This window comes from Stenotrophomonas sp. GD04145 (assembly GCF_029835135.1).
GTDB lineage: Bacteria > Pseudomonadota > Gammaproteobacteria > Xanthomonadales > Xanthomonadaceae > Stenotrophomonas > Stenotrophomonas maltophilia_P.
Genome location: NZ_JAODZG010000011.1, coordinates 51115 through 76259, shown reverse-complemented (window position 1 = coordinate 76259; position 25145 = coordinate 51115). Strand labels below are relative to the sequence as shown.

The following is a 25145-nucleotide window of genomic DNA, read 5'->3' as shown; positions in this document are numbered from 1 at the left end:
CTCCACGGGTGCGGGGCGCCTCCGCTACAGCCATCCCTTCTGCCGTGCCAGCCGGTACGCCTCGATCCGGTTGGCCACGCCCAGCTTGCCGATGCACTCGGACAGGTAGTTGCGCACCGTGCCGTGCGACAGTCCCAGCTGCTCGGCGATCTCGCTGGCAGTCCGTCCTTCGCCCGCCAGGCGCAGCACGCGCCGCTCGCGGTCGGTCAGCGGGTCCGCCTGTGACCAGGCATCGAGTGCCAGCTGTGGGTCGATCGCACGCACGCCCTGCTTCACCTTGCGCAGTGCATCGGCCAGATTCTCCGCTGGCGCGTCCTTGAGCAGATAGCCGAGCACGCCTGCGTCCAGCGCGCGGCGCAGGAAGCCGGCGCGCGCGAAGGTGGTCACGATCACCACCTTGATGGGCAGTTCGTGGCGTGCGATGCGCTGGGCCAGTTCCAGCCCTGACAGACCGGGCATCTCGATATCGGTCACCAGGATGTCCGGCTTCAGCTGCTGCAGCATGCGCCAGGCGGTCTCGCCATCGGCGGCGCTGCCCAGCACCTCGATGTCCGCCTCCAGGCTGAGCAATGCGGACAGTGCGCCGCGCACCATGGCCTGGTCTTCCGCCAGCAGGATGCGGATCATGCCGCGCCGTCCTGCGCTATCGGCGCGGGTGCAGCGGGCGGCAACGGGACAGTGGCCGCCGACAGCGGCACGCGCACGCTCAGCACCGTGCCCTCGCCGCGCGGAGACTGCACGGTCAGATACCCGCCCAGCGCCGCGGCGCGCTCACGCATGCCGCTCAGTCCATTGCCTTCGGCCTGCATGCCACCCCGGCCATCATCGCGGATCTGCATCACCAGTACTTTTCCTTCCTTCATGAAGTCCACCCGCGCCTGTGTCGCCTGTGCATGGCGGGCAATATTCGTCGCGGCCTCCCGCAGGATCAGCGCCAGGCCACGCTCCACCTCCACCGGCATCGGCGGCGGCGGCGCGTACTGCAGATGCACCTGCTGGCACTCCAGCAGCAGCCGCGCCGAGGCCAGCTCCCCGGCCAGGTCGCTGGCCCGGATGCCGGTGACCGCACTGCGCACCTGCGCCAGCGCTTCGCGGGCGATGGCCTCGGCCTCGCCAATCTCCTGCCGCGCGCGCGCGTCGTGACGATCATGCAGCTTGCGCGCCAGCTCCAGTTTCAGGGTGATCAGCGACAGCGTGTGGCCCAGCAGGTCGTGCAGGTCGCGACCGATCCGCTCACGCTCGGCGGTCGCCGCCAGGCGACGTACTTCCTCCTGCGACAGCTGCAGGGCCGCCTCCTTCTCCTGGTTGAGCGCCTCGACATTGACGACCAGGCCGACGATGTACGACACCGCCGGAATCCACACCAGGCTCTGCCAGGGATACTCGAACGCGAGCGCGACCACGCAGAACACGATGTTCAGACCGGTCAACTGCAGCAGGTACCGCCACCAGCCGCCACGCCCGCTGACCCGCATCAGTACGCAGCCGAACACGAAGTAGGTCAGCCCGGACGGATACCAGGGCAGCAGGACCAGGGCCATTGCAATCAGACCCAGCGCATAACGGGTTGCGTGGTGGCGGGGCGACACCAGCACCTTGGCGTACAGCAGCAGGAACAGCGGGTAGCTGGCCAGGGTCAGCAGCAGCCAGCGCAGGGTGAACCCATGGCCCAGCAGCGGGGTCAGGACGATCCACACCGACCACAGCAGATGGATCGCCTCGCTCCAGGGCGACTTGCCGCGCCGCAGCGTGTCGGCAACCGCCGAGTCCGGCGCAGGGCGCAGCAGGGAGGCCAGCCAGCTCGATGACACAGGGGGGTCCAGGCGGGAACGATCGCTGCCGATCATGCCAGTTCAGCCGATCCTGCGCAGGCGCGGGCGCGCCAGCACGGCCCTGCCGGCAGCGTGAGCCGCCCACCGGGCCTGCGCAGGCGCAACAGCCCGCTGATCGCGGTACTCTTGCCGGCGCCGTTACGACGCACCTGCACCTGCTGCAGGCCAGCCAGCGACGGGGCGATCGGAGCCATGGGCGGTACCGGTAGCGGGGACGTTGCCATCCTGCGCCCCCCTTGGTCACGTTTCGCAGTTGCCACCGTCAAGATCATCGGATGACAGCTGTCACTGCCGTCATCCCCGTGCCTGCCGTCATGCTGTGCCGCACGCTCCACTGCCGGAACCGCCGCTGTCCGCCCTTCCGGTCACACCCGCCCGAACGCCTGTGATGGAACGAATGAACGCTTCTGCCGAGCTGTTGAAGGAACTCCGTATCGAACGCAAGTCACCGCCGCCTGCCTCTGGTGGTGGTGGCGGCGGGCGCCGCTGGCTGTGGATCGCCGTGATCGCGGTGGTGCTGCTGCTGGCCGCAGGCGCCTTCGCGCTGTTCGGCCGCACACCGGCCGTGCAGGTGGAAACCGCACCGGCGGTCGCCATCCAGCAGGGCAGCGCCAGCAGCTCGGTTCTTGATGCCAGTGGTTATGTGGTCGCCCGGCGCATGGCTACGGTGTCGGCCAAGATCACCGGCAAGGTGCGCGAGGTGATGATCGAGGAAGGCATGCGCGTGGAGGCGGGGCAGATCATGGCCACCCTTGACCCGATCGATGCCGACGCGCAGCGCAGTCTGTATGCCTCGCAGCTGCGGGCCGCACGCAGCCAGGTGGCCGGACTGGAGGCACAGCAGAGGCAGGCGGCTGCAGAGGCCAGCCGGCTGCAGGCGCTGGTCGGGCAGCAACTGGTCTCGCGTTCGCAGTACGACCAGGCCGTGGCCCAGCGCGACAGCCTGCGCGCGCAGCTGGAAACCGCACAGCGCAACGTGAAGGTGGCCAACGACCAGCTGGCGATCGCCGACCTTGGGGTGGACAACAACATCGTGCGTGCGCCGTTCTCCGGCGTGGTCACGGCCAAGGCGGCACAGCCGGGCGAGATCGTCTCGCCGCTGTCGGCCGGTGGCGGCTTCACCCGCACAGGCATCGGCACCATCGTCGACATGGATTCGCTGGAGATCGAGGTCGAGGTCGGCGAAGCCTTCATCGGCCGCGTGCAACCGAAGATGCCGGTGGAAGCCATCCTCAATGCCTATCCGGAATGGAAGATTCCGGCCGAGGTGATTGCCATCATCCCCACCGCCGACCGTGGCAAGGCGACGGTGAAGGTGCGTGTGGCCCTGAAGCTGAAGGACCCACGCATCGTGCCGGAGATGGGGGTGCGGGTCAGTTTCCTGGAACAGGCGGCGCCGCAGGCTGAAGCCAAGCCGCAGGGCGTGCGTGTACCGGCAGGCGCGGTGGTCGAGCGCGAGGGTGCATCGGTGGCCTTCGTGCTCGGCGACGAGAACCGCGTGCAGCAGCGCACGGTCCAGGCTGGCCAGGCCATGGGCAAGGATCGCCAGCTGCTCAAGGGCGTGAATGCGGGCGAGCTGGTGGTGGTCAACCCGCCGGACACCCTGCGCGATGGCACCCGGGTCCAGCAGAAGCAAACGCAGTAGCGGCACGGCGCCTTCCGGGGCGCCGCCAGCGGCACCGTTCGACAACGACACCGTTTCACGCATGCCCGGCCGGCAGCCGGGGTGCGTCACCGTTTCCCGCCTACGTGGAGAACCACCCATGTCGACCCTGGTTTCACTGCGCAACATCACCAAGACCTACCAGCGTGGCCCCGAGAAGGTGCAGGTGCTGCACGGCATCGACCTGGACATCGCCCGCGGCGACTTCGTCGCGTTGATGGGGCCGTCCGGTTCAGGCAAGACCACCCTGCTCAATCTGATCGGTGGCCTGGACAATCCCAGCGGCGGCGAGATCAGCATCGAAGGCGAGCGCATCGACCAGATGAGCGGTGGCCAGCTGTCGACCTGGCGCAGCCACCACGTTGGCTTCGTGTTCCAGTTCTACAACCTGATGCCGATGCTGACCGCGCAGAAGAACGTGGAACTGCCGCTGCTGCTGACCCATCTCAATGCCGCGCAGCGCCGCCGCAACGCCGAGATCGCGCTGACCCTGGTCGGCCTGGCCGACCGCCGCAACCATCGCCCCAACGAGCTGTCCGGCGGTCAGCAGCAGCGCGTGGCGATCGCCCGTGCGATCGTCTCCGATCCGACCTTCCTGATCTGCGACGAACCCACCGGCGATCTCGACCGCCAGTCCGCCGAGGAGATCCTGGGTCTGCTGCAGCAGCTCAACCGCGAACACGGCAAGACCATCATCATGGTCACCCATGACCCGAAGGCCGCCGAGTACGCCACGCACACGGTGCACCTGGACAAGGGCGAGCTGGCCGACGCGCCGCTGGCCCACTGACGGAGGCCACAGCGATGAAATACTTCTCTCTGGTCTGGGCGCAGCTGTTCCGCAGCCGCACCCGGACCCTGCTGACCCTGCTGTCGGTGGTGGCCGCGTTCCTGCTGTTCGGCATGCTCGACTCGGTGCGCGTGGCATTCACCTCCGGTGGCAGCGTGGAAGGGGCCAACCGCCTGGTGGTGGCCTCGCGCCTGTCGATCACCCAGTCGCTGCCGATCCGCCTGGAAACGCAGATCCGCCAGGTGGCGGGCGTGCGCGACGTGGCCTATGGCATGTGGTTCGGCGGCATCTACCAGGATCCGAAGAACTTCTTCCCGAACTTCTCGGTATCGCCCAACTACTTCGACGTCTACCGCGAACTGCAGATCGACCCGGCGCAGCTGGAAGACTGGAAGAACACCCGCACCGGTGCGATCGTCGGCGAGACCTTGGCCAAGCAGTTCGGCTGGAAAGTCGGCGATACCATCCCGCTGCAGGCGACGATCTTCCCGCGCGGCGGCAGCAACGACTGGCCGCTGGAACTGAAGGGCATCTTCCGTTCCAGGGATCCGGCGCAGGCCTCCAACGAAGAGCGCCAGCTGATGATGAACTGGAAATACTTCGATGAGTCCAACGACTACATCAAGAACCAGGTCAGCTGGTACACGGTGACGCTCGACAACCCCGACCATTCTTCGCGGGTGGCACAGGCCATCGATGCGATTTCCGCCAACTCCGACCACGAAACCAAGACCCAGACCGAATCGGCGTTCCAGCAGGCCTTCGTCAAGCAGTTTGCCGACATCGGCATGATCGTCACCTCGATCATGGGCGCGGTGTTCTTCACCCTGCTGCTGCTGACCGGCAACACCATGGCGCAGGCCGTACGCGAGCGCGTGCCGGAGCTGGCCACGCTGAAGACGCTGGGCTTCAAGGACAGCACGGTGCTGATACTGGTGATGATCGAATCGGTGCTGCTGATCGGTCTCGGTGGCCTGATCGGCATGGGCCTGGCGGCACTGATCCTGCCCGCCATCGGCCCGAAGAGCATGGGCCTGCTGCCGCCGCACATCCCCACCCCGACCTGGCTGATGGGATTGGGCCTGATCGTGGTGATCGGCGCGGTCGTCGGCCTGCTGCCGGCGCTGCGCGCCAAGCGCCTGAAGATCGTCGACGCACTGGCCGGCCGCTGAGGAGGACACCGACATGTTCAAGAACAAGCTCAAGAAGTGGTTCGGCAACACGGTGACCGTGCTGGCGCTGGCAATCGGCCTGGCGGTATGGATCGGCCTGCCGTGGGTGGGCGTGCTTGCCGTGGCGGTGCTGGTGGGGCTGTGGCTGGCGCTGACCCGCAGCGGGCGGCTGGCCCTGGCCGCCACCCGCATCGGCATCGCCAGCCTGCCGCAGCGCTGGGGGGCATCCTCGGTGATCGTGGTGGGCATCGCCGGCGTGGTCGGCGTGCTGGTGGCGATGCTGGCGATGGGCAAAGGCTTCCAGGCCACGCTCAGCAACACCGGCGATGACACCACCGCCATCGTGCTGCGCGGTGGTTCGCAGGCGGAAACCAATTCGGTCATCACCCGCGAGCAGGTACCGACCCTGTCCACCCTGCCCGGCATCAGCCGCGATGCGCAGGGACGGCCGCTGCTGTCGCCTGAACTCTCGCAGGTGGTCAACCTGGTCTCCAAATCGGACGGTACCGACGTCAACGCGCAGTTCCGGGGCGTCGGGCCGCAGGCTTGGGCGGTGCATGACAAGGTCAAGATCATCGAAGGCCGCAAGTTCGCCACCGGCCTGCGCGAGATCGTGGTCGGCCAGGGCGCCAAGGGCCAGTTCCGCGACATGGAGGTCGGCAGGACGCTCACCCTGGGCAACCAGACCTGGACGGTGGTCGGTGTGTTCGCCACCGGTGATGCGCATGACTCCGAACTGTGGACCGACGCCGATACCCTGGCCACCACGTACCAGCGCAGTGCCTGGCAGTCGATCAGCGTGCGTACCGAGGGCAAGCCGGGCTTCGATCAGTTCAAGGCCGCCGTCGCCGCCGATCCGCGCCTGAAGCTGGACGTGGAAACCACCCGCGCGTACTACAGCAAGCAGGGCGGCGGCCTGACCAAGCTGATCGACATCCTCGGCAAGGTGATCGGTACCATCATGGCGGTGGGCGCGGTGTTCGGCGCGCTCAACACCATGTATGCCGCCGTGGCCACGCGTGCGCGCGAAATCGCCACCATGCGCGCGATCGGTTTCCGCGGACTGCCGGTGGTGACCGCGGTAATGCTGGAAACGATGCTGCTGGCCCTGCTCGGCGGCCTGCTGGGCTGCACGGTGGCGTGGCTGCTGTTCAACGGCTACAGCGTGTCCACCATCGGCAGCAACTTCAGCGCGGTGGTGTTCAAGTTCCACGTATCGCCGGAACTGCTGTGGACGGGACTGAAGTGGGCGCTGGGCATCGGTCTGGTCGGTGGCCTGTTCCCGGCGCTGCGCGCCGCCCGCCTGCCGATCACCACGGCACTGCGCGAAACCTGATGCGTGCGCCGCCAGCGGAGGCGGCGCGGACGCGGGACGGGGCCGGTGCTCCGTCCCGCGTTGCTTTCCGGCTCAGCGCTTTGCCGCCCGCATCGTGCGCAGGTTGTCACCGATGAACAGCAGCAGCCCGGCCCAGATCGCTGCGAAACCGACGGCCTTGGCCATGTCGAACGATTCGTGGAAGAAGAACACGCCGAGCAGCAGCTGCAGGCTCGGTGCGATGTACTGCAGGATGCCCACCAGCGACAGCGCGATGCGCTTCACACCGTAGGCGAAACCGATCAGCGGCACGGCGGTGACCACGCCGCCGAAGATCAGCAGCAGATCGTTGCGCAGGCCCCAGCCGCTGAAGAATCCGCCACCGTGGCCATTCTCGGCCCAGACCGCGAACGCCAGCGCAGGCAGGAACAGATACAGGCTTTCCACGCCCAGCCCGGCTACGGGATCGACCGACACCAGCTTGCGCAGCAGGCCGTACAGGCCGAACGAACAGGCCAGGCCCAGCGCGATCCACGGCGGCGTGCCAGCGTCGAGAGTCAGCCAGGCCACGCCCACCGCCGCCATGCCCACCGCCACCCACTGCAGCCGGCGCAGGCGTTCCTTCAGCACCAGCACCCCCAGCAGCACGTTCACCAGCGGGTTGATGAAGTAGCCCAGGCTGGTCTCGATCACGTGGCCGGCATTGACGGCCCAGATGTACAGGCCCCAATTGAACGCGATGGTCAGGCTCGACACCGCCAGGATCGGCAGCGCGCGCGGCTGGGCGGCGATCTTCCGCCACCAGCCCAGTTTCGCACTGAGCAGCAGCCAGGCCACCACCAGCACCGTGCTCCAGATGATGCGATGGGCGATGATCTGGAACGACGGCACTTCATTGAGCAGGTGCCAGTACACCGGCACCAGTCCCCACAGCACGAAGGTGGATGCGGTGACCAGCAGGCCCCGGCGTTGTTCTGTCTCGTCGATGCTCATCGCCTGCGCGTCCTTGCCATTGTCAGTACCACCACGCCCAGCAGAATCACCACCATCGCCAGCACGTCGCGCCAGCCGAAGCGTTCGCTGTTGAGGGCTGCGCCCAGCAGCACCGCGATCACTGGGTTGACGTAGGCGTAGCTGCCGGCCAGCGCCGGGCGTACGTTCTGCAGCAGCCACACGTAGGCCGTGAACGCGACGATCGAACCGAACACGCACAGATAGGCCATGGCCAGCAGGCCACCGGTATCGGGCAGTGTGGTGGGCCGCTCACCCACCGCCAGCCCGATCAGCACCAGCAGCACGCCGCCGCAGATCATCTGCCCGGCGGCCGTCATGAACGGGCCAGGCAGGTCCAGGCCGCGCGCCCACACCGAGCCGAAGGCCCAGCCGATCGGTGCGATCAGCAGCAGCACCAGCCCGGTGGGCGTCGCCGTCAGGCTGCTGCCCGCATTCAGCCAGACAACGCCGAGGAAGCCGATGGCGATGCCCAGCCATTCGCCACGGCTGGCGTGCTGGCCGCGCAGCGCCGAGAACAGCGCCATCCACAGGGGCACCGATGCCACCGCCGTGGCCGCCAGGCCGGACGACACATCGCGTTCGGCCAGCACCACCATGCCGTTGCCCAGCACCAGCATGGTCACCCCCATGAGCACCAGGCTGCGCCACTGCCGCAACGTCGGCTTCGGCATTTTCCAGAACAGGCGCAGCGCCAGGTACATCAGGCCCCCGGCGATGATGAAGCGGCTGCCAGAAACCATCGTCAGCGGCAGCGCACCGCCGTGCAGGGCCTTGGCGATACCGAGATAGGTCGAGCCCCAGACCACGTAGACCAGCAGCAGCGCCAACACGACAAGGCCGCCCCGGGGGGCAGCCGCAGACGGAACAGGGGGAGCCGACATGACGCACCAAGGGACCGGGGGAAGGCGGATTCTAGGACGTTTTGAGTATGGTCCGGCACCCCGCAAGGTGGCACGCTGTCGTCCATCCATGCACCCTGTCCTGGCCTGCCACCCCGCGTTGACGGGTCATGCAGTACCAAGAAGGCTGCCCGGCTGCGCCACCACATGGTCGGACGCTGTATTTTCCGCGCACGGACGCTATCGCATCGAGGATCCCCGCCCAGATGAGCACCACGCCCCACCCTGCTGTTCCCGCGAACGACGGCGCCGCATTGCGCCGCTCGATCTCCAATACCCTCAAAGGCTCCGCCGGCAACCTGGTGGAGTGGTATGACGTCTACGTGTACTCGGTGTTCGCCGTGTACTTCGAGTCGCAGTTCTTCTCGCCGGAAGACAAGAACTCCACGATGTACGTCTGGGCGATCTTCGCCGCGACCTTCCTGATGCGCCCGATCGGTGCCTGGTTCTTCGGCCGCTTCGCCGACCGCCATGGCCGTCGCCTGGCCCTGACCGTATCGGTCACGCTGATGGCGTTCTGCTCCTTCATCATCGCCATCACCCCCACTGCCGCCAGCATCGGCATCTGGGCGGCGATCATCCTGCTGTTCGCGCGCCTGCTGCAGGGCTTCGCCACCGGTGGCGAGTACGGTGCGAGCGCCACCTACATGTCCGAGGCCGCCATTCCGGGCCGTCGTGGCTTCCTGTCCTCCTTCCACTACGTCACCCTGGTCGGCGGCCATGTGCTGGCCCAGCTGACCCTGTTCCTGATGCTGAACTTCTGGGGCAAGCCGGAGATCTCCGAGTTCGGCTGGCGCATCGCCTTTGGCATCGGTGGCATCGCCGCGGTCGTGGTGTTCTGGCTGCGCCGTGGCATGGATGAGTCGCTGGAAGAATCCTCGATCGAGGCCGCGCGCGAAGGCAAGGCCAAGAAATCCGGTTCGATGTACGAACTGTTCGTGCACCAGTGGCGCCCGCTGCTGCTGTGCTTCCTGATCACCGCCGGCGGCACCATTGCCTTCTACACCTACTCGGTGAACGGCCCGAAGATGATCCAGAGCGCCTTCGCAGGCGACGACCCGATGACCGGCACCCTGATCAACCTGGGCGTGCTGGCCTTCCTGATGGTGCTGCAGCCGGTCGGCGGCTGGCTGTCGGACATCATCGGGCGCAAGAGCCTGCTGGTGTTCTTCGGCGTGGGCGGCGTGCTGTACAGCTGGTACCTGATCACGCAGCTGCCGCACCAGCACGATGCGACCTTCGCCTTCCTCACCCTGGCGCTGGGCTTCGTCATCCTCACCGGCTATACCTCGATCAACGCCGTGGTGAAGGCCGAGCTGTTCCCGACCCACGTTCGGGCACTGGGCGTGGGCCTGGGCTACGCGCTGGCCAACTCGCTGTTCGGCGGTACGGCCCCGCTGCTGTACCAGGGCGCGCTGAAGACCGGCCACGTGGACTGGTTCGCCATCTATGTCACCGCCACCATCGCGGTATCGTTGGTGGTCTATGTGTTCTTCCTCACCAACAAGGGCCCGAACTGGCTCGACGGCACCCGCAAGTAAGGATGCCGTGCTGATGGCAGCCACCGGTGCAATGCCGGTGGCTGCCGCATCTCCCGCCACGCCCATGATGTGGGCCGCCCTGCTGCTGGCGGTGGCAACCACGCTGGCCTGGCTGCTGCGACGCCCGGGCGCGCAGGCGCGCTGGCCACGCACCGGCTTCGGCATCGCCCTTCTGATGTTCGCCACCGCGCTGGCAGTGCAGCTGGCAGTGGACCTGGACAGCGGTCACAGCTCGCTGCGGATGAACCTGCTCGGCCGCTTCAGCGGTCTGCGCACGGTCAGCCTCGGCACCATGATCACCTGCTACCTGGCGGCATTGGCCGCCAGCGCATGGGGTGCCTGGACGCTGCTGCGCAGGCACTAGCCGTCAGCGGCGTGCCGCCTCGCTCTTGTCGCGGGCAGCGCGGAACTCGGAGTCCTTCTCCCAGCTCGGCCAGCGCCGGCTGTTGGCCAGCTCCGCGCCCAGGTCGTAGACCAGCAGCGTATCGGCAGCATGACCGCTGGGATCCCAGCCCGGCGTCCATGCGTCGCAGGCCTGGTGATAGCAGTCGGCGAAGTATTTATCGCGCAGCGCGCGCCCGGCGTCCACGCCGCCGTCCAGCTTGTCCAGGCCCGGGCCGATGGTGATCGCCGGTACGCCCAGCCGGGCGAAGGCGAAATGGTCGGCGCGGTAGAAGAAACCGGCCTCCAGGTTGGGGTCCGGGCTGTAGCTGCGGCCGCGTGCCTTGGCCACCCGCTCCAGGTCGCCTTCCAGCGATACCCGGCCCTTGCCCCACGAAGCGATGTCACGGGTCGGCCCATCCGGGCTGAACATCTCGATGTTCAGTACGGCAGCGGTCTTGTCCAGCGGCGCCAGCGGATGCGCAGCGTAGTAGCTGGCCCCCAGCAATCCCTTTTCTTCAGCCGTCAGCGCCACGAAGTAGAGCGTGCGCTGCGGCTGCGGGCCGGCCGCGAACACCCGGCCCAGTTCCAGCACGGTGGCCACGCCGGTGGCGTTGTCGATGGCGCCACGGCGCACGCGGTCGCCCTTCGCATCGGGCTGGCCGATGCCGAAAGCGTCCCAGTGCGCCGAGAAGATCACTGCTTCATCGCCGTGCTCGCCGCCCGGCAGCTTGGCCACGACGTTGCGGGTCACCACCTGTTCGCGCTTGAGGGCGAAATCGACGCTCAGCCGCGCGTTGTCCAGGGCCACCGGACGGAAGTCGGCACGCATCGCCTTGCGCTTCTCCGCCTCGAAATCGAGGCCGGCGTCGGCGAAGATCGCCTCGGCCAGCTCGCGCTGCATCCAGCCGCGCAGCGGTGTGTGCTGGGCCATCGCCTCGGCCTGGCTGCGCTCGATATCGAACAACGGCGAAGTGCCCGAGCTCTTCACCGTCGCCCAGCCATAAGCCGCAGGTGCGGTCTCGTGCACGATCAGCACACCTTCAGCGCCGCGGCGCGCAGCCTCCTCGAACTTGTAGGTCCAGCGGCCGTAGTAGGTCACTGCCTTGCCATCGAACGCGCCGGGAGCGTCGGCCTCGAAATCGGCATCATTGATCAGCACCACGGCAATCTTGCCGTGCAGGTCAATGTCCTTGTAGTCGTTCCAATGGCGTTCCGGTGCGTCGATGCCATAGCCCACGAACACCAGCGGTGCATCCTTGATCTGCACCCGGGCGCGCGGCTGCAGGCTCTGCAGGGTCACATCCACGCCATTGACCAGGGCGCGGCGGCCCTGCTTCAACGCCAGGCTGGCCGTGGCCGCCCCCTCCAGCTGCGCACGCACCAGCGGCACCGGCTGCACCCAGCTGCCGTCCACGCCGCCGGGTTGCAGGCCATAGCTGCGGAACTGCTCTATCAGGTACTGCACGGTGCGCTCTTCGCCTTCGCTGGCCGGAGCACGGCCCTCGAATTCGTCCGACGCCAGTACACGCACGTGGCGCGACAGCGCCTGCGGGTCGATACCGCCGCCGGGAAGGTCATTGGCCGCCTGGGCCAGGCCACCCACGAACAGGCAGGACGACAGCAGCAACACGCGCATCGGGTTCACGGCAATACCACGGCAGGATGGGAAGTCACCAGAGTGTAACGTGACAGCAGTGCCGGCCGCAGTCCCGCTCCGTCAGCGGCGCTCGCGATCCAGCCAGCAGGCCAGGCCCTGCGCGTTGAGCTCGATGTCCATGGCCAGCACAGCCACCACCGCTGCGTCATCCAGCACACAGCCATGCTGCTGCGCGCGCTCCAGGTACAGGACCTGCAGCGCCGCCAGCAGGCAGCGATGGCGGTCGGGCCGCTCGTCGCACTGGCGGCCGATCGCCGCCATCGCATCGATCTGCTCGAACAGGTCGCCGGCCAGCCGCTGCACCTGCTCCACGCGGCCATAGTGGGTGAGGTACATCGACTGCGGATCGTAGTCGAGCATGCGCTGGATCGACGCCTTCATCGCTTCGGGATCGAACTGCACGGGCGAAGAGGTCGGAAAGATGAAGGCGCCCTGCGCGCTGTCCAGTTCGCGGTAGGAGATACCGAAGGTATCGCCGGTGAACCAGCTGCGGCTGCGCGCATCCCATACGCAGTAGTGATGCAGTGCATGGCCGGGCGTATGCAGCAGGAGCAGTTCGCGTCCGGCAAGATCGAGGCGATGGCCATCCTCGGCCACCACGACGCGGTGCTCGGGAATCGCCTCGATGCGGCCATAGCTGCGTGCGATCTCCTCCGCGCCGTAGACCGCGGTGGCGCCTGCGATCAGCCGGGTCGGATCGATCATGTGCGGCGCACCGCGCGGATGCAGCACGGCCCGGGCATTGGGCAGCTGCTGCATCAACAGGCCCGCACCGCCGGCATGGTCCAGATGCACATGGGTCAGCAGAAGCCAGTCCACCGCGTCGGGCTGCAGGCCGGCATCGGACAGCGCCCGCAGCATCGCCGGCACGGACAGGCCGGTGCCACAGTCCACGAAGGCGCCCCGCCCGTTCTCGACGATCAGGTACGCCGCATCGAAGTCGGGACGTTGGAAGCCGGTATCGATGGTGTGGATGCTGGGGTCGGCGATCATCGGCACGCACCTGGCGGAATCGGAATCAGGCGTCCATGGTAGGCGCGCAGGCAGGACCGGTTCGATGCGGCTTTGGTCGGAGGCACGCACTCTGCCCCGGGACTACAACCATCGCGGTCGCAGCAGCAGTGCCAGCACCAGCACCGCCAGGAAAGCGCCGTAGGCATAGAGCACCGCCAGCACCTGCGGCCAGATCGGCCCCGCGTCGGTCTGCACCAGGCCCAGGTGGTGGCCCCACAGCATCGCCACGATGCTCAGAACAAAGGCCAGCAGCAGCACCAGGCCATCGAACAGGCGCCGCCGCGACGTGCGCGGCTGGCGCGGGAACAGCCAGTACAGGCTGCCCAGCACGACGAACCAGGGCAGGAAAAGCAGCAGCGACAACCACGCCATCGCAGACTCCTTCCATAGCGCCGGGCCCGATGCCCGGCTCCACATCCATCGGTAGCGCCGGGCCATGCCCGGCTCCAGATCCACCGGTAGCGCCGGGCCATGCCCAGATACACCGGTAGCGCCGGGCCATGCCCGGCGGGGTGCATCAGGTAGCGCCGCCGGGCATGGGCCCGGCGTTACAGCACCCTCCGCTCAGGCATCTTCGCGCAGCACCGCCAGTGCCGCCAGGACCGCGTCAACCTCCGCCTCCAGCTTGAACAGCTCGCTCTGCAGCGCATCACCCTGCTCGGCCTGCTTGATCACCGCGATCAGCTGGCCGGCATCGCGCGGCGAATCAAAACCAATGCTCTGCATCAGCAGCGTGCCATCGCCGGCGGTCAGCTTGAAGTAGAAGCGACCATCCTTCTCGCGGTACTGCTTGAACTGCGGCGGCGCCACGCGGGCAGCGCCGGCATCCTCGCTGGCGATGTCGCCGGCGGTGGACAGGTCGCGCAACCCCACGGCGTGCCGCAGCTCATCCAGCAGCGGCATCGCGAACGTCTCGCGCAGCTGCTGGCCACGGCGCTTCAGCAGCGCCTCGATCTTTTCCGGCTCGGCCATCAGCGCGTTGTAACGCTCGCGCAGCGGCGACAGCTCACCGTCGATGCGCTCGAACAACTGCTGCTTGGCATCGCCCCAGCTGATGCCCTCGGCGAATGCCCGGGCGAAAGCAGCGGTCTGCTCCGGGGTGGCGAAGGCCTGGTACATCTGGAACAGCGCCGAGCCCTCGGTGTCCTTGGGCTCACCCGGTGCGCGCGAGTCGGTCAGGATCGAGAACACCAGCTTCTTCAGCTCCTCGCGCGGCGCGAACAGCGGAATGGTGTTGTGGTAGCTCTTGCTCATCTTGCGGCCGTCGAGGCCGGCCAGCGTGGCCACCTGCTCATCGATCACCACCTCCGGCAGCGGGAAGTATTCCCTGCCGTAGACGTGATTGAAGCGCTGGGCGAAGTCGCGGGCCATCTCGATGTGCTGGATCTGGTCACGACCGACCGGCACCTGGTTGGCCTTGAAGATCAGGATGTCGGCAGCCATCAGCACCGGGTACATGAACAGCCCGGCGCTGACGCCGGCATCCTCGTCCAGGCCTTCCTCGCGGTTCTTGTCCACCGCTGCCTTGTAGGCATGGGCACGATTGAGGATGCCCTTGCTGGCGATCGCGGTCAGGAACCACATCAGTTCGGTGGTTTCGCGGATGTCGCTCTGGCGGTAGAACCAGACGTGTTCCGGATCCAGGCCGCAGGCCAGCCAGCTGGCTGCGATCTCCAGGGTCGCGCGCTGGGTGCGCTGCGGATCCTGCGCCTTGATCAGGCTGTGCAGGTCGGCCAGGAAGAAGAAGCTCTCGATCCCCGGGGTGCGGCTGGCCGCGATGGCCGGACGGATGGCGCCAACGTAGTTGCCCAGATGGGGGGTGCCGGAGGGGGTGATGCCGGTAAGGACTCGGGTCGTCATGACTGCGTGGGGAAACCTTCGATGAACGGAGCCAGTTTACCGTGCCCACGGCCAACCCCGTCAGGGCCTGCGGGTCGTTCATTCACCCGAGCCCACCGGAGTTCCCACATGAAACGCCTGCTGCCCCTGCTGCTGATCCTGCCCCTGGCCGGCTTCCGCCCGGTTCCGCCGCCACCGCCGATGCCGCAGGACGGCCCTGTGCGGATGACCCTGATCGACCGCGACCGCGGCACCGAACTGCGCAGCCATGCAGCCGATGGACAGCGCTGGGTGGCGGGCGAGCGCGGCCATCGCTATGCGGTACGCCTGTACAACGACAGCCCGCGGCGGGTGCTGGTGGTGCTCTCGGTGGATGGCATCAATGCCATCTCCGGCGAAGATGCCGACCCGTCGCAGACCGGCTATGTGCTCAACCCCGGCCAGCGCGCCGACATCACCGGCTGGCGCAAGAGCCAGGATGAAGTCGCGCAGTTCGTCTTCAGCAGCCCCAGTGGCAGCTATGCCAGCCGTACCGGCCGTGCGGACAACATCGGCGTGATCGGCGCGGCGGTGTTCGAGGAGGCCCGTCGCTGGCCGCTCCGACCGGAGCCGCTGCTGCGCCGTGGCGCCCCGGCACCGGCCGCTGCGGACGCCAGCGCCAGCCGCATGGACGGCTACTCAGCGCGGTCGCAGGCACCGTCGCTGGGCACCGGTCACGGCGCGCGCGAACGCTCCTCGGTGCGTGATACCGCATTCGAACGGGCCAGCCGCACGCCGGCGCAGGTCGTGCAGCTGCGTTACGACAGCGCACGCGCGCTGCGCGCACGCGGCATCGTGCTCGACCCGCCTTCGCGCCTGCCGCGCGAGCCGCAGGCGTTTCCGAACCGCTACGTGCCGGATCCGCCGACACGTTGAGTCCCTGACAGCACGACGCCCGCACCAGAGGGTGCGGGCGTCGACGTGGGGGAACCGCTTACCGCCGGCTGCTTACTTGTAGTCCGGGTAGTCCTTGCGCACGCTGTCTTCGAAGTCACGGACTTCCTTCTCGGCGCGATCCTTGGCCCAGCCATACCGTTCCTGCAGGCGGCCGGCCAGATATTCGGCATTGCCCTCGGCCACATCGAAATCGTCGTTGGTCAGATCGCCCCACTTGGCCTGGGCCTTGCCCTTCAGCTGCGACCACTTGCCGGAAATGATGTCTTTGTTCATTGCTGGGAATCCTTGGTTGCAACGGCGTTCTTACCGTGACTGCAGCTTCCCGCATCCGCTGTTGAAAGGCGGTCAACCGCTCATGAAACACATGCTCACGTGCTTGAATGGTTCACTCCATCGCCACACGCGATGGCGACTACGCGGCCATACACACGCACGAAAAAAAGGCCGGGAAGATCCCGGCCTTTTTCTGTTCCACACCGCGTCGGGCTTAGTTGCCCTTGGCGGCATCCTCGACCTTTTCACCGGCCTTCTGCACGTCCTTGCCGGCACCGGCAACGGTGTTGCAGCCGGCCAGCATGGCCACCGAGAACATCGACAACAGCATCAGGGCAACTACGCGCTTCATGGGCTTCTCCTTGGGTTCGCCGCTTCACCGCTACAACGCGGATGGGGTTCTGTCGCTCGGCAGGCAGGGGCCGAAGCCACCGCCGCCGCGTGAGGTGCAATCTGGCGGCTGCGGCGTGCAGCGGGTGTGAACGGATCGGCGATCCGTTCAGGGATGCCCTCAATCGCGCATCAGCGTGGATTTGCCGAACAGGCTTTCCACCAGGTCCACGGCCAGTTCGGCGGTGGCGTTCTGCTTGTCCAGCAGCGGATTGAGCTCGACGATATCCAGCGACCCCATGCGACCGCTGTCGGCGATCATTTCCATCACCAGCTGCGCTTCGCGGTAGTTCACCCCGCCCGGCACCGTGGTGCCGACGCCGGGTGCGATGCTCGGGTCGAGGAAGTCGACATCGAAGCTGACATGCAGATGGGTGCTGTCATCGATTCCGGCCAGCGCGGCCTCCACGGTGCGCTTCATACCGTTCTCGTCGATGTAGCGCATGTCGTAGACATCGACCTTGTGAGTCTTGATCAGGCGCTTCTCTTCCGGGTCCACCGAGCGGATGCCGATCTGGTGCACCTGGGCGGGCGTGATTGCCGGCGCACTGCCGCCCAGACGGGTCAGTGCCTCCGGCCCCAGCCCGCACAGGCAGGCCACCGGCATGCCGTGGATGTTGCCCGACGGCGTGACATCACTGGTGTTGAAGTCCGAGTGTGCATCCAGCCACAGCACGCGCAGGGTCTTGCCCTGCTCGCGGCACCAGCGGGCCACCGCGGTGATCGAGCCGATGCCCAGGCAATGGTCGCCCCCGAGCATGATCGGCATGCGCCCGGCCTGCAGCTCGGCATAGCTGGCCTCCATCAGTGCATGGTTCCAGGCCACCACCTCGTCCAGATGGCGGTAGCCTTCAACCGGCGCGGTCCACGGGTTGCGCGGGCCATCCAGGTTGCCCAGGTCGCGCACGTCCACGCCGCGCGCCGCCAGCGCCTCCGGCAGGCCCGCCACGCGCAGCGCTTCCGGCCCCAGCCGCGCGCCCCGATGGCCGGCACCGACATCGGTGGGGACGCCGATCAACGAGACGGAAATGGGATGGGCCATGGGTGCCTCCTGCAACGGAAAAAGAAGCACAGTCTAGCCAGAGCTGTGTGACACGACTCGCGGCGGTGCAGCAGGGCAGATGCGGTCAGCGGTGGCGGAACACCGCACGGCAACGCAGTGTCGGAATCGGCACGGCTGGGCGCGTATGGGCGATGTAGCCAGCCCGCACGTGAGCGACGGGCCATGACGACGCATGCGCAGATGGCAGGGCCGCCCGGGCCGGGCGGATGGCAGCACTGAGGCGTCTACGCCAGTGCCGATCCTTCAGCATCATCAGGATCGGCGCTGCACTTGCCGGCCATTGCCGTTAGCATCGTGACTGCCGTCGTCTGCCGCACCGGTTAAGCCAGCTTTACTTCGCGTATGTCGCGTCCATTGCCGCGCGTGGGATCACTGGAATTCCGCCCTTGCAAAGGCCTCGCGCAGGATGTCGCTTTTGCCTTTACATCGCGCGAAACAGGTCAAAAGCGATAATTCATTTTTTCTTTCGAATCGCACGAAGTCATTGGAAAGAATGACTGGCGGGCGGTGTTTGCGCGTGCGCATGATGAATCGCCACCGACAACGGGTGGCCCGGGCTCCAATCCCGGAAGTCGATGTTGTTTACGCTTGTCAGTCGGCGCCACCTGTCTCGGGGTGGCGCCGGCTGGCAATCCGTCTGCCGATCTACGGCGGGCGGTGCGTGGGGGCCTTGTGCCCGCCGGTTCATCGACTCCGGTATTGGAACCACGCATCGTCCGCCACCCTCTGCGGGTGGCGCCTCTGTTCCGCATGAGGATGTCCCATGACCGCACCCCGTTACCCCTATCTGCTTGCCACCCTGGGCGATGCCGCCGAGCACCTGCCCCGCGAACTGGCCGAGCCTCTGGAAGCTGCGCTTTCCGCTGCCGTTGATCTGCCTGAGCCAATCACGCTGGTGGGCTGCCTGCAGCGCATCCGCAGCGGCGACGCCGCCGATGGTCAACCGTGGAAGGGCCCCGTGCCCAGCCCAGGCCAGGGCGTGACCCGTGCGCGTACCGACCGCGCCGCCGCCGGCCTGATCACGCTGCTGGAGGTATTCCACGCCGCCGAGCGCGTGCGTGTGGATGGCGCCGAAAAGGACGACATCGGCGACGGCGCGCGCGAAGGCCTGCTGCTGGCCTGCCGGGGGCTGGCGGAGTATGTGGAGCTGCAATTGCATGCGGCATGAGCCGCGCCACGACCGCCAATTGTTTTGATTTGGCAAATAATGATGGCGCTTTATAGGCGTTTATCCAGCCAATCGAGAGGACTACCTTAGGGCTCATCGATCCCCTTCTGGAGAATCCCATGAGCAAGCGCAATGCCGTTTTCCCGGCCGGCCGGCAGGACCTGTACACCTCGCAGACCTATTCGGCCGCGATCCAGTCGGGTGACCTGCTGTTCGTGTCCGGCCAGGTGGGCAGCCGCAGCGACGGGACGCCCGAGCCCGACTTCGAGGCGCAGGTCCGCCTGGCCTTCGCGAACCTGGAGGCAACCCTGAAGGCCGGTGGTTGCGGGCTTGACGACATCGTCGACGTGACCACCTTCCATACGGACCCGCAGAACCAGTTCGGAACCGTCATGACCGTAAAGAGCGAGGTGTTTCCCGAGAAGCCCTATCCCAACTGGACGGCGGTAGGCGTCAACTGGCTTGCCGGATTCGACTTCGAGATCAAGGTGATCGCCCGCATTCCGGGCTGAGCCTGCCGCCTCCGGGAGATCGTGTGCGCGAGCGCGTGTCGCTCAGGCAGCGGTCGCGAAATCAGGACTCCGCTCGCCGGACAGCGCCCGATAGGGCACGTGCGATATCGCCCAGTGTCTTGGCAGTGAAGGCCGAATCGCCATTGCTTTCAACGATGCAGGCATCGAGATAGGCGGCCATTTCTTCAGGCGTACGAAGATGCGTGGCCACGTCAAATGCTTCGAGTTCACTCTTCCTTTTGACAGCCCTGCGTATGCGACTCCGGCGCCTGGCAAACGCGCTGCAATTCGCCACAGGAGAAAGAACGCTGCGGAAGCGAGCGACTGCGGGATGGTGCCGCTTATCCGAATCGAACGGATGACCTACTGTTTACAAGACAGTTGCTCTACCAACTGAGCTAAAGCGGCATGGGTGACGCACGGGCGGCAGCGCCGCAGTGGGGGGATTCTAGCGCAGTCGCGCGCATTCCAGCGACTGTTGCCGGGCGGCGCCGCTGCGCTGCTGCACCTGCGCAGGCTGTGCGGTGCCGGCCAGCTGCCCGTCCACCCACCACTGGCCGGCGTCGCCGCTGGCCACCAGGCGCGGCTGGAAGCCGGCGGCCTGCACCGCAGCGATACGCCGCTCGGCGCCTTCGCGGTTGCGGTACTGGCCCAGCGCCACGGCGTTGGCGTCCTCACCCTGGCTGATGATGTAGTAGTCGCCCAGGCCCGCAGCGACGATGCGCTTGACCGTGGCCTGCGCCTCTTCGCGGCTGGCGGCGGCCGGCAGCAGCACGCGGTAGCGGGCACTGCCGCTGGCGGCCGGCTGCTCGCGCAGGCGCGCCTGGCTGAGCAGTGCGCCGGCCCGGCCCTGCGCCACGCTGGCGGCGGCACGATCGGCGAACGGACCCAGCGCGATGCAGCGCGGCGGCTCGCTGGCGGCAGGCGCCTGCGCAACCACCGCTGCGACCGGCGCTGGCGTCGGGCTGGAGGTTGCCTCCGCAGCCGGCGCTTTGGCCGGTTCGGCTTGCGGCTTGGCCGGCGCGGCAGGGGCAGGAGTGGACGCCACGGCGGTCGCCGCTGCGGGGTCGCGCTCCACCAGTGCTGGCGCCGGTGCCTCCGACGATGCCTGCGCGGCCACCGCCGCATCGGTGCCGCCGGGCACCCAGCGCAGTTCGGCCACGCCGGCGGGCCGCGGTGGCGGCGCAGGCTTCTGCGGCGCATCGCGCAGCAGCCACCAGCAGGCAACGCCAAGATTGAGGATGGCCAGGACGACGATCAGGGCACGGGTGAGCATGCGCGGATACTAGCCTGCAGGCTGGTGCACCGCCCAGCGGGCGAGGCCGTCCAGCACCAGCGAGGGGTGGTAGTCGGCGCCGTCCAGCAATGGCATCAGCGCGGGCGCGCCGCCACCGTGCACCAGCAGCGACGGCATCACACCCAGCAGTGCCTGCGCCTGCTGCGCACTGCGCTCGACCAGCGCCACCGCAGCACCATCGCAACCGGAGGCGAGTGCGTCGGCGGTGTCATTGGCAAACTCGCTGTAATCGCCGCCACTGGCGGGCAGCTGCACGGCGCGCGCATGCAGTGCTTCGCGCATGGTGGTGGGTGATGCGGCGATGCGGCCGCCGTGATGCTGGCCACGGGCATCGAGCAGGTCGATGGTCAGCGCCGTGCCCACGCCCACCACCAGCACCGGGCGCTGCGCCTTGGCGGCGGCCAGCAGGGCAAGGAAGCGATCCACGCCGAACTTCTCCGGGCGCGCGTAGGCGATGCGCACGCCTGCGCATTCGGCGCTGGTGCGCACCACATGCACGTGGTCGAAGCGCCGCTGCAGCTGGTCCAGCATGGCGCTGGTCAGCGAAGGTGCGGCCACGCTGGCGACGAACGCCGTCGCGCCGCTGGGCAGGCTGTGCGGCGGCTGCCCGGCCATGCCTTCGGCGCCATGCGCCCAGGCCTGTACGTCACCCGCGCGATCCCCCTGCAACGGCGCGAACTTGAAGCGCGAATTGCCCAGGTCGAACAACCAGTCGCTCATGCCGCCCTCACCGTGACTTCGCCGGCATGCAGGCGGCGCTCGCAGCCGTCGATGCTCACGCGCAGCGCGCCGTCATCGGCCAGGCCCAGTGCGGTGCCGTGCTGCCACTGCCCCTCCAGCTCGACGCGCACCTCGCGGCCGGCCAGCATGTCGAAGGCGGCGTAGCGCGGCAGGAACGGGGCCAGCCCTTCGCGATCGAATTCCTCCAGCGCCGGCAGCAGCCGTGCAAGCACGCCGGCGACGACGATGTTGCGGTCGACCGGCGCGCCGGCCAGTGTGTCCAGATCCACCCAGGGCTGGGTGATCTGCTCGGCGAACGAGGGCGGCATGTGCGTGTTGATGCCGATGCCGATCACCGCGCGGGCCGGACCGGCGTATTCGCCGCCACCTTCGGCGAGCAGGCCAACCAGCTTGCGACGGCCATCGACGATCAGATCATTCGGCCACTTCAGCTGCGCCTGGGTGAAACCCAGATCGTGCAGCGCTTCGGCCACGGCGATGCCGGCAACCAGGCTCAGCCCCGCCAGCCGGCCAAGGCCCCCGGAGAACAGGCGCAGCACCGACAGATAGACGTGGGCCGCCAGCGGCGAGGCCCAGGTGCGGCCGCGCCGCCCCCGCCCTCCGGTCTGGCGTTCGGCCAGCAGGACGCTGACCCCGCGCTGGGGCGCGCTGCACCGCAGCAATTCGGCATTGGTGGAATCCACCGTCCAGGCCACCTGCAGGTCATGCAGCAGGGACAGGGCATCGGCCGGCAGGGCGGCACGGATGGCCGCCGGGTCCAGCAGCTCGACCGGGCGGGTCAGGCCATAGCCTTCGCCGGCACGGCCCTCGATATCGACACCTGCGGCCCTAAGCCCTTGAATGCGCTTCCAAATTGCCGCCCGGGTCTGGCCCAGCTCACGGGCCAGGGCGTCGCCGGACAGGCGACCGGCAGCGAGTTTGGCCAGCAATTGGCGATCGTCCACGGCAGCTTCCACGAAGTCAGGACGGAATTATGCGGGAAAGCCGCCAGCGACGCCCGCCACGGGGCCGGCGGCGGGCTTCCAATCCGGTGCCGGGTTCGGGCTAGAATCGGGAACTCACCTTACCTTAACGTGGATGTCGTCAATGCGCCGTTATGCCCATTGCCTGATCCTGCTGACGATGCCCTTCGCGGCGTCGGCCACAGCAGCACTGGATGACAGCCGCGGCGCCTGTGTGTCCTCCAACGGCGATGCCGCCTCGCAGCGCGCACCGACGGCATCGACCACCACGGCCAAGCCTGCTCCGGCACGCCCGGCGGCCAGCAGTGCCACCAGCACCGGCGGTGGCGGCAGCGATGAGGACATGCTGCAGCGGCTGCGTGCGCCGAAGTGGCACAGCTACCTGCCGGGAATGTTCCGCTGATCAAGTCGTTGCTGCAGTGGCTGCGGCCCGCACCGCGGCCGATCGAAGACGCATACTGGGATGAGGCCTGCCGCCGTGCGGCATGGCTGCAGGGGCTTTCCGACGAACGACGCGCCCGGCTGCGCACGCTGGCGGCGCGCTTCCTGCATGAGAAGACCATCACCCCGATCGGCAACCTGCAGCTGCAGGCCGCCGACGGCGTGCTGCTGGCGGCCCTGTGCTGCCTGCCACTGCTCGAGTTCGGCGAGGTGGGGCTGCAGGGCTGGTCGCAGCTGATCGTGTACCCCGACGCATTCCGCGTGCATCGCAGCCACATGGATGCGGCGGGCGTGCTGCACGAATGGGACGACGAGCTGATCGGCGAATCGTGGGACAGCGGGCCGTTGATCCTGTCCTGGGCCGACGTGCAGGCCGATCTGGCCGCACCGCACGAGGGCTACTGCGTGGCCGTGCACGAGATGGTGCACAAGCTCGATGCGCTCGATGGCGCGATGGACGGCACGCCGCCGCTGCCGCGTGCGTGGCAGCGTGAGTGGGCTGCTGTCTTCCAGCAGTCCTACGATGCGTTCTGCGCGCAGGTGGATGCCGGCCAGGAGACGCTGATCGACCCGTATGCCGCGGAAGCACCGGAGGAGTTCTTCGCGGTCGCCAGCGAGTACCACTTCTCCGCCCCGGACGTGCTGGCCGAAGCGCTGCCCGATGTTGCCGCACATCTGCGGCGCTTCTATGGTGAACCGCCGGCGCGGGGTGGCTGAGCCATGTCATGGGTTCGCCGGGCGTGGTCCGGCGCTACCGTTTGGCCGTAGGTAGCGCCGGGCCATGCCCGGCGGCGTGGATTACGGGCCCGGCGGCAGACGCACTTCGAAGCGGGCGCCTTCCAGTTCGCTGGAACGGCCGACCGCCAGTTCGCCGCGGTAATCCTTGATCAGGTCCTGCACGATCGACAGGCCGATGCCGTGGCCCTGCACGCGTTCGTCGCCACGTACGCCACGCTGCAGCACCTTGCCGATATCGTCCGGCGCGATGCCCGGGCCGTCGTCGTCCACGGCCAGCAGCAGGCCGGCGCGGCGTGCATTCGGTGCCGGCAGGGGCTGCGCGGTCAGCAGGACACGGCGCTTGGCCCACTTGAAGGCGTTTTCCAGCAGATTGCCCAGCAGTTCCTGCAGGTCACCCGGCTCGCCATGGAAGCGCGCGGCCGGATCGATGTCGAACTCGCACAGCACGCCCTTGGCCGCATAGACCTTTTCCAGGCCCCGCACGATCTCTTCGGCGTTGGACTCGATCGGCAACGGTGCGGAGAACAGCTTGTGGCCCGACGACGCAGCGCGCGCCAGCTGATAGGACACCAGGTTATTCATGCGTTGCAGCTGCACGTCCAGCTCTTCGCGCAGCGCGCCATCACCGGCACCGCTGTCCATCTGCGTGCGCAGCACCGCGATCGGCGTTTTCAGGCTGTGCGCAAGATCCGCCAGGGTGTTGCGCTGGCGTTCGAGGTTCTCGCGCTCACTCTCGATGAAGGCATTGATGCTGTCGGTCAGCGGTTCCAGCTCGCGTGGGTGGCGCTCGCTCATGCGCTCGGTCTCGCCGCGCTGCACCTTGGTCAGCTCGGTGATCACGCGACGCAGCGGACGCAGGCTCCACTGCAGGATGACGGTCTGCAGCAGCAGCAGGATCAGGCCGATGCCACCCAGGTAGAACCAGACACGGCTGCGGAACACCCGCAGCTGCGCACCGAGCGCGCGCGAGTCTTCCATTACGTAGATGGTGTACGGGAACTCGGTGGCGGGATCGGCATCGGCGTCCCACACCAGGCCCAGGCCGTAGCGGTACACCGAGCCCTGGCTGCCGTCGATCTGGATCATCGGCAGCGGGCCTTCGAATACCTCCTGGCGTGGCGCAAGCAGGCCGCCGCCGACGGTGGGCAGCATCGGGCCTTCGGCCGACATTGAATTGCCCTTGCCGTCCGGCATCACCACCTGCAGGTAGAGACCGCTGCCGGGCACGTCGAAGCGCGGGTCCGGTGGCTGCTCGCGGATGTACAGCGAACGGTCACGGGTGAAATCGATGCCCGCCGCATAGGCAGTGGCGTAGTTCTTCAGGCGCTCACGCAGGTTGGCCCTCGCCGTATCGGCGAAGGCGGCGTCGAGCGCGTAACCGGCCAGGGCCAGGAACGCGACCAGGCCCACGGACGCGGCGAACAGCTGGCGCGCCTGCAGGGAGCGCGGCCGCCAGCGTCGGAAGAACCACAGACGGCCGGACATCGTGCAATCGCCAGGGTGA

At 67.6% G+C, this 25145-nt stretch carries 27 protein-coding genes, 1 tRNA gene and 1 pseudogene; 11 read left to right on the top strand and 18 right to left on the bottom strand.

The window, feature by feature from the left end; all coding sequences use genetic code 11:
- Nucleotides 1-24: 24 nt before the first annotated feature.
- From N7367_RS08490 to N7367_RS08480, 3 genes are read right to left on the bottom strand one after another with little or no spacing between them, the layout of a single operon-like run.
- Complete coding sequence (locus tag N7367_RS08490) at nucleotides 25-627, bottom strand: response regulator transcription factor (protein WP_279942192.1); 603 nt, start codon at nucleotides 625-627, stop codon at nucleotides 25-27.
- Nucleotides 624-1847, bottom strand: a complete 1224-nt coding sequence (locus tag N7367_RS08485) for a sensor histidine kinase (RefSeq protein ID WP_279942191.1) — start codon at nucleotides 1845-1847, stop codon at nucleotides 624-626. The genes N7367_RS08490 and N7367_RS08485 overlap by 4 nt, the downstream gene beginning before the upstream one ends.
- Nucleotides 1844-2026: a hypothetical protein gene (locus N7367_RS08480; protein WP_065174212.1), complete on the bottom strand. Its 183-nt coding sequence runs from the start codon at nucleotides 2024-2026 to the stop codon at nucleotides 1844-1846. Before N7367_RS08480 ends, N7367_RS08485 begins: the two co-directional genes overlap by 4 nt.
- 203 nt (nucleotides 2027-2229) lie before the next feature.
- On the opposite strand from N7367_RS08480, the gene N7367_RS08475 reads away from it, so the two are divergent.
- The 4 genes from N7367_RS08475 (at nucleotide 2230) to N7367_RS08460 (ending at nucleotide 6793) form a co-directional block, all read left to right on the top strand.
- A complete protein-coding gene (locus N7367_RS08475; RefSeq protein ID WP_279942190.1) occupies nucleotides 2230-3477 on the top strand; it encodes an efflux RND transporter periplasmic adaptor subunit in 1248 nt (415 codons plus the stop codon).
- A 118-nt stretch (nucleotides 3478-3595) separates the two neighbouring features.
- Complete coding sequence (locus N7367_RS08470) at nucleotides 3596-4285, top strand: ABC transporter ATP-binding protein (protein ID WP_053516547.1); 690 nt, start codon at nucleotides 3596-3598, stop codon at nucleotides 4283-4285.
- A gap of 14 nt (nucleotides 4286-4299) precedes the next feature.
- Nucleotides 4300-5457, top strand: a complete 1158-nt coding sequence (locus N7367_RS08465) for an ABC transporter permease (RefSeq protein ID WP_180876918.1) — start codon at nucleotides 4300-4302, stop codon at nucleotides 5455-5457.
- Nucleotides 5458-5470: 13 nt separating this feature from the next.
- The gene (locus N7367_RS08460; RefSeq protein WP_279942189.1) at nucleotides 5471-6793 is read left to right on the top strand and encodes an ABC transporter permease; all 1323 of its coding nucleotides are present in this window, start codon (nucleotides 5471-5473) and stop codon (nucleotides 6791-6793) included.
- Between the two features lie 72 nt (nucleotides 6794-6865).
- Here N7367_RS08460 and rarD read toward each other — a convergent pair whose 3' ends face one another.
- Complete coding sequence (rarD, locus tag N7367_RS08455; RefSeq protein WP_053516550.1) at nucleotides 6866-7765, bottom strand: EamA family transporter RarD; 900 nt, start codon at nucleotides 7763-7765, stop codon at nucleotides 6866-6868.
- A complete protein-coding gene (gene yedA / locus N7367_RS08450) occupies nucleotides 7762-8667 on the bottom strand; it encodes a drug/metabolite exporter YedA (RefSeq protein WP_279942188.1) in 906 nt (301 codons plus the stop codon). The genes rarD and yedA overlap by 4 nt, the downstream gene beginning before the upstream one ends.
- Before the next feature lie 224 nt (nucleotides 8668-8891).
- On the opposite strand from yedA, the gene N7367_RS08445 reads away from it, so the two are divergent.
- Nucleotides 8892-10226, top strand: coding sequence for an MFS transporter (locus N7367_RS08445; RefSeq protein ID WP_279942187.1), 1335 nt, complete (start codon nucleotides 8892-8894; stop codon nucleotides 10224-10226).
- A gap of 13 nt (nucleotides 10227-10239) precedes the next feature.
- Nucleotides 10240-10590 carry a hypothetical protein gene (locus N7367_RS08440; protein WP_279942186.1) on the top strand — a complete coding sequence of 117 codons (351 nt, stop codon included), beginning with the start codon at nucleotides 10240-10242 and terminating at the stop codon, nucleotides 10588-10590.
- 3 nt (nucleotides 10591-10593) lie between these two features.
- On the opposite strand, the gene N7367_RS08435 is transcribed toward N7367_RS08440, so the two are convergent.
- The 4 genes from N7367_RS08435 to N7367_RS08420 all read right to left on the bottom strand — a co-directional run bounded on the left by N7367_RS08435 (nucleotide 10594) and on the right by N7367_RS08420 (nucleotide 15141).
- A complete protein-coding gene (locus N7367_RS08435; protein ID WP_279942203.1) occupies nucleotides 10594-12246 on the bottom strand; it encodes a M28 family metallopeptidase in 1653 nt (550 codons plus the stop codon).
- An 81-nt stretch (nucleotides 12247-12327) separates the two neighbouring features.
- Nucleotides 12328-13260 carry an MBL fold metallo-hydrolase gene (locus tag N7367_RS08430; RefSeq protein ID WP_279942185.1) on the bottom strand — a complete coding sequence of 311 codons (933 nt, stop codon included), beginning with the start codon at nucleotides 13258-13260 and terminating at the stop codon, nucleotides 12328-12330.
- 102 nt (nucleotides 13261-13362) lie between these two features.
- The gene (locus N7367_RS08425; RefSeq protein ID WP_065182023.1) at nucleotides 13363-13653 is read right to left on the bottom strand and encodes a hypothetical protein; all 291 of its coding nucleotides are present in this window, start codon (nucleotides 13651-13653) and stop codon (nucleotides 13363-13365) included.
- Nucleotides 13654-13845: 192 nt separating this feature from the next.
- Complete coding sequence (locus tag N7367_RS08420; RefSeq protein WP_197572246.1) at nucleotides 13846-15141, bottom strand: tryptophan--tRNA ligase; 1296 nt, start codon at nucleotides 15139-15141, stop codon at nucleotides 13846-13848.
- A 108-nt stretch (nucleotides 15142-15249) separates the two neighbouring features.
- Between N7367_RS08420 and N7367_RS08415 the strand changes: the two genes are divergently transcribed.
- Nucleotides 15250-16035: a hypothetical protein gene (locus N7367_RS08415; RefSeq protein ID WP_279942184.1), complete on the top strand. Its 786-nt coding sequence runs from the start codon at nucleotides 15250-15252 to the stop codon at nucleotides 16033-16035.
- Between the two features lie 72 nt (nucleotides 16036-16107).
- Here the strand turns inward: N7367_RS08415 and N7367_RS08410 are convergent, their stop codons facing one another.
- The 3 genes from N7367_RS08410 to rocF form a co-directional block, all read right to left on the bottom strand.
- Nucleotides 16108-16329, bottom strand: a complete 222-nt coding sequence (locus tag N7367_RS08410; protein ID WP_019661831.1) for a CsbD family protein — start codon at nucleotides 16327-16329, stop codon at nucleotides 16108-16110.
- Between the two features lie 214 nt (nucleotides 16330-16543).
- Entirely contained in the window at nucleotides 16544-16681 is a 138-nt protein-coding gene (locus N7367_RS08405) for an entericidin A/B family lipoprotein (RefSeq protein WP_053520147.1), read from the bottom strand.
- Nucleotides 16682-16840: 159 nt separating this feature from the next.
- Nucleotides 16841-17761 (bottom strand): arginase, encoded by a 921-nt coding sequence (gene rocF / locus N7367_RS08400; RefSeq protein ID WP_053520148.1) that lies wholly within the window; start codon nucleotides 17759-17761, stop codon nucleotides 16841-16843.
- Between the two features lie 784 nt (nucleotides 17762-18545).
- Here rocF and N7367_RS08395 point away from each other — a divergent pair.
- Both N7367_RS08395 and N7367_RS08390 read left to right on the top strand, forming a co-directional pair.
- Nucleotides 18546-18950 (top strand): hypothetical protein, encoded by a 405-nt coding sequence (locus N7367_RS08395; RefSeq protein WP_065174206.1) that lies wholly within the window; start codon nucleotides 18546-18548, stop codon nucleotides 18948-18950.
- Between the two features lie 119 nt (nucleotides 18951-19069).
- Nucleotides 19070-19462 carry a RidA family protein gene (locus N7367_RS08390; RefSeq protein WP_053520150.1) on the top strand — a complete coding sequence of 131 codons (393 nt, stop codon included), beginning with the start codon at nucleotides 19070-19072 and terminating at the stop codon, nucleotides 19460-19462.
- A gap of 42 nt (nucleotides 19463-19504) precedes the next feature.
- On the opposite strand, the pseudogene N7367_RS08385 reads toward N7367_RS08390, so the two are convergent.
- The 5 genes and pseudogenes from N7367_RS08385 to birA form a co-directional block, all read right to left on the bottom strand.
- Nucleotides 19505-19718, bottom strand: a pseudogene (locus tag N7367_RS08385) (hypothetical protein).
- Nucleotides 19719-19794: 76 nt separating this feature from the next.
- Nucleotides 19795-19870: transfer RNA gene (locus N7367_RS08380), tRNA-Thr, on the bottom strand.
- A 40-nt stretch (nucleotides 19871-19910) separates the two neighbouring features.
- Complete coding sequence (locus tag N7367_RS08375) at nucleotides 19911-20738, bottom strand: SPOR domain-containing protein (protein WP_279942183.1); 828 nt, start codon at nucleotides 20736-20738, stop codon at nucleotides 19911-19913.
- A 9-nt stretch (nucleotides 20739-20747) separates the two neighbouring features.
- Nucleotides 20748-21479, bottom strand: coding sequence for a type III pantothenate kinase (locus N7367_RS08370; protein WP_053520152.1), 732 nt, complete (start codon nucleotides 21477-21479; stop codon nucleotides 20748-20750).
- A complete protein-coding gene (birA, locus tag N7367_RS08365) occupies nucleotides 21476-22444 on the bottom strand; it encodes a bifunctional biotin--[acetyl-CoA-carboxylase] ligase/biotin operon repressor BirA (RefSeq protein WP_279942182.1) in 969 nt (322 codons plus the stop codon). Before birA ends, N7367_RS08370 begins: the two co-directional genes overlap by 4 nt.
- Nucleotides 22445-22586: 142 nt before the next feature.
- Between birA and N7367_RS08360 the strand changes: the two genes are divergently transcribed.
- On the top strand, nucleotides 22587-22865 hold the full coding sequence (locus N7367_RS08360) for a hypothetical protein (RefSeq protein WP_053520154.1): 279 nt from the start codon (nucleotides 22587-22589) through the stop codon (nucleotides 22863-22865).
- Entirely contained in the window at nucleotides 22832-23620 is a 789-nt protein-coding gene (locus tag N7367_RS08355) for a M90 family metallopeptidase (protein WP_193395749.1), read from the top strand. The genes N7367_RS08360 and N7367_RS08355 overlap by 34 nt, the downstream gene beginning before the upstream one ends.
- 81 nt (nucleotides 23621-23701) lie before the next feature.
- Here N7367_RS08355 and N7367_RS08350 read toward each other — a convergent pair whose 3' ends face one another.
- Nucleotides 23702-25126: a sensor histidine kinase gene (locus tag N7367_RS08350; protein WP_279942181.1), complete on the bottom strand. Its 1425-nt coding sequence runs from the start codon at nucleotides 25124-25126 to the stop codon at nucleotides 23702-23704.
- Nucleotides 25127-25145: the final 19 nt, after the last annotated feature.

What these genes read in the sequence shown, in the direction of transcription:
- N7367_RS08470 (WP_053516547.1), top strand. Translation starts at nt 3,596, where the DNA reads ATGTCGACCCTGGTTTCACTGCGCAACATCACCAAGACCTACCAGCGT.
- N7367_RS08425 (WP_065182023.1), bottom strand. Translation starts at nt 13,653, where the DNA reads ATGGCGTGGTTGTCGCTGCTGCTTTTCCTGCCCTGGTTCGTCGTGCTG.
- N7367_RS08420 (WP_197572246.1), bottom strand. Translation starts at nt 15,141, where the DNA reads ATGACGACCCGAGTCCTTACCGGCATCACCCCCTCCGGCACCCCCCAT.
- N7367_RS08435 (WP_279942203.1), bottom strand. Translation starts at nt 12,246, where the DNA reads ATGCGCGTGTTGCTGCTGTCGTCCTGCCTGTTCGTGGGTGGCCTGGCC.
- N7367_RS08440 (WP_279942186.1), top strand. Translation starts at nt 10,240, where the DNA reads ATGGCAGCCACCGGTGCAATGCCGGTGGCTGCCGCATCTCCCGCCACG.
- N7367_RS08460 (WP_279942189.1), top strand. Translation starts at nt 5,471, where the DNA reads ATGTTCAAGAACAAGCTCAAGAAGTGGTTCGGCAACACGGTGACCGTG.
- N7367_RS08445 (WP_279942187.1), top strand. Translation starts at nt 8,892, where the DNA reads ATGAGCACCACGCCCCACCCTGCTGTTCCCGCGAACGACGGCGCCGCA.
- N7367_RS08490 (WP_279942192.1), bottom strand. Translation starts at nt 627, where the DNA reads ATGATCCGCATCCTGCTGGCGGAAGACCAGGCCATGGTGCGCGGCGCA.
- N7367_RS08370 (WP_053520152.1), bottom strand. Translation starts at nt 21,479, where the DNA reads ATGAGCGACTGGTTGTTCGACCTGGGCAATTCGCGCTTCAAGTTCGCG.
- N7367_RS08480 (WP_065174212.1), bottom strand. Translation starts at nt 2,026, where the DNA reads ATGGCTCCGATCGCCCCGTCGCTGGCTGGCCTGCAGCAGGTGCAGGTG.
- N7367_RS08350 (WP_279942181.1), bottom strand. Translation starts at nt 25,126, where the DNA reads ATGTCCGGCCGTCTGTGGTTCTTCCGACGCTGGCGGCCGCGCTCCCTG.
- N7367_RS08395 (WP_065174206.1), top strand. Translation starts at nt 18,546, where the DNA reads ATGACCGCACCCCGTTACCCCTATCTGCTTGCCACCCTGGGCGATGCC.
- N7367_RS08405 (WP_053520147.1), bottom strand. Translation starts at nt 16,681, where the DNA reads ATGAAGCGCGTAGTTGCCCTGATGCTGTTGTCGATGTTCTCGGTGGCC.
- N7367_RS08475 (WP_279942190.1), top strand. Translation starts at nt 2,230, where the DNA reads ATGAACGCTTCTGCCGAGCTGTTGAAGGAACTCCGTATCGAACGCAAG.
- N7367_RS08465 (WP_180876918.1), top strand. Translation starts at nt 4,300, where the DNA reads ATGAAATACTTCTCTCTGGTCTGGGCGCAGCTGTTCCGCAGCCGCACC.
- N7367_RS08390 (WP_053520150.1), top strand. Translation starts at nt 19,070, where the DNA reads ATGAGCAAGCGCAATGCCGTTTTCCCGGCCGGCCGGCAGGACCTGTAC.
- N7367_RS08375 (WP_279942183.1), bottom strand. Translation starts at nt 20,738, where the DNA reads ATGCTCACCCGTGCCCTGATCGTCGTCCTGGCCATCCTCAATCTTGGC.
- N7367_RS08485 (WP_279942191.1), bottom strand. Translation starts at nt 1,847, where the DNA reads ATGATCGGCAGCGATCGTTCCCGCCTGGACCCCCCTGTGTCATCGAGC.
- rarD (WP_053516550.1), bottom strand. Translation starts at nt 7,765, where the DNA reads ATGAGCATCGACGAGACAGAACAACGCCGGGGCCTGCTGGTCACCGCA.
- rocF (WP_053520148.1), bottom strand. Translation starts at nt 17,761, where the DNA reads ATGGCCCATCCCATTTCCGTCTCGTTGATCGGCGTCCCCACCGATGTC.
- N7367_RS08360 (WP_053520154.1), top strand. Translation starts at nt 22,587, where the DNA reads ATGCGCCGTTATGCCCATTGCCTGATCCTGCTGACGATGCCCTTCGCG.
- N7367_RS08410 (WP_019661831.1), bottom strand. Translation starts at nt 16,329, where the DNA reads ATGAACAAAGACATCATTTCCGGCAAGTGGTCGCAGCTGAAGGGCAAG.
- yedA (WP_279942188.1), bottom strand. Translation starts at nt 8,667, where the DNA reads ATGTCGGCTCCCCCTGTTCCGTCTGCGGCTGCCCCCCGGGGCGGCCTT.
- N7367_RS08415 (WP_279942184.1), top strand. Translation starts at nt 15,250, where the DNA reads ATGAAACGCCTGCTGCCCCTGCTGCTGATCCTGCCCCTGGCCGGCTTC.
- N7367_RS08430 (WP_279942185.1), bottom strand. Translation starts at nt 13,260, where the DNA reads ATGATCGCCGACCCCAGCATCCACACCATCGATACCGGCTTCCAACGT.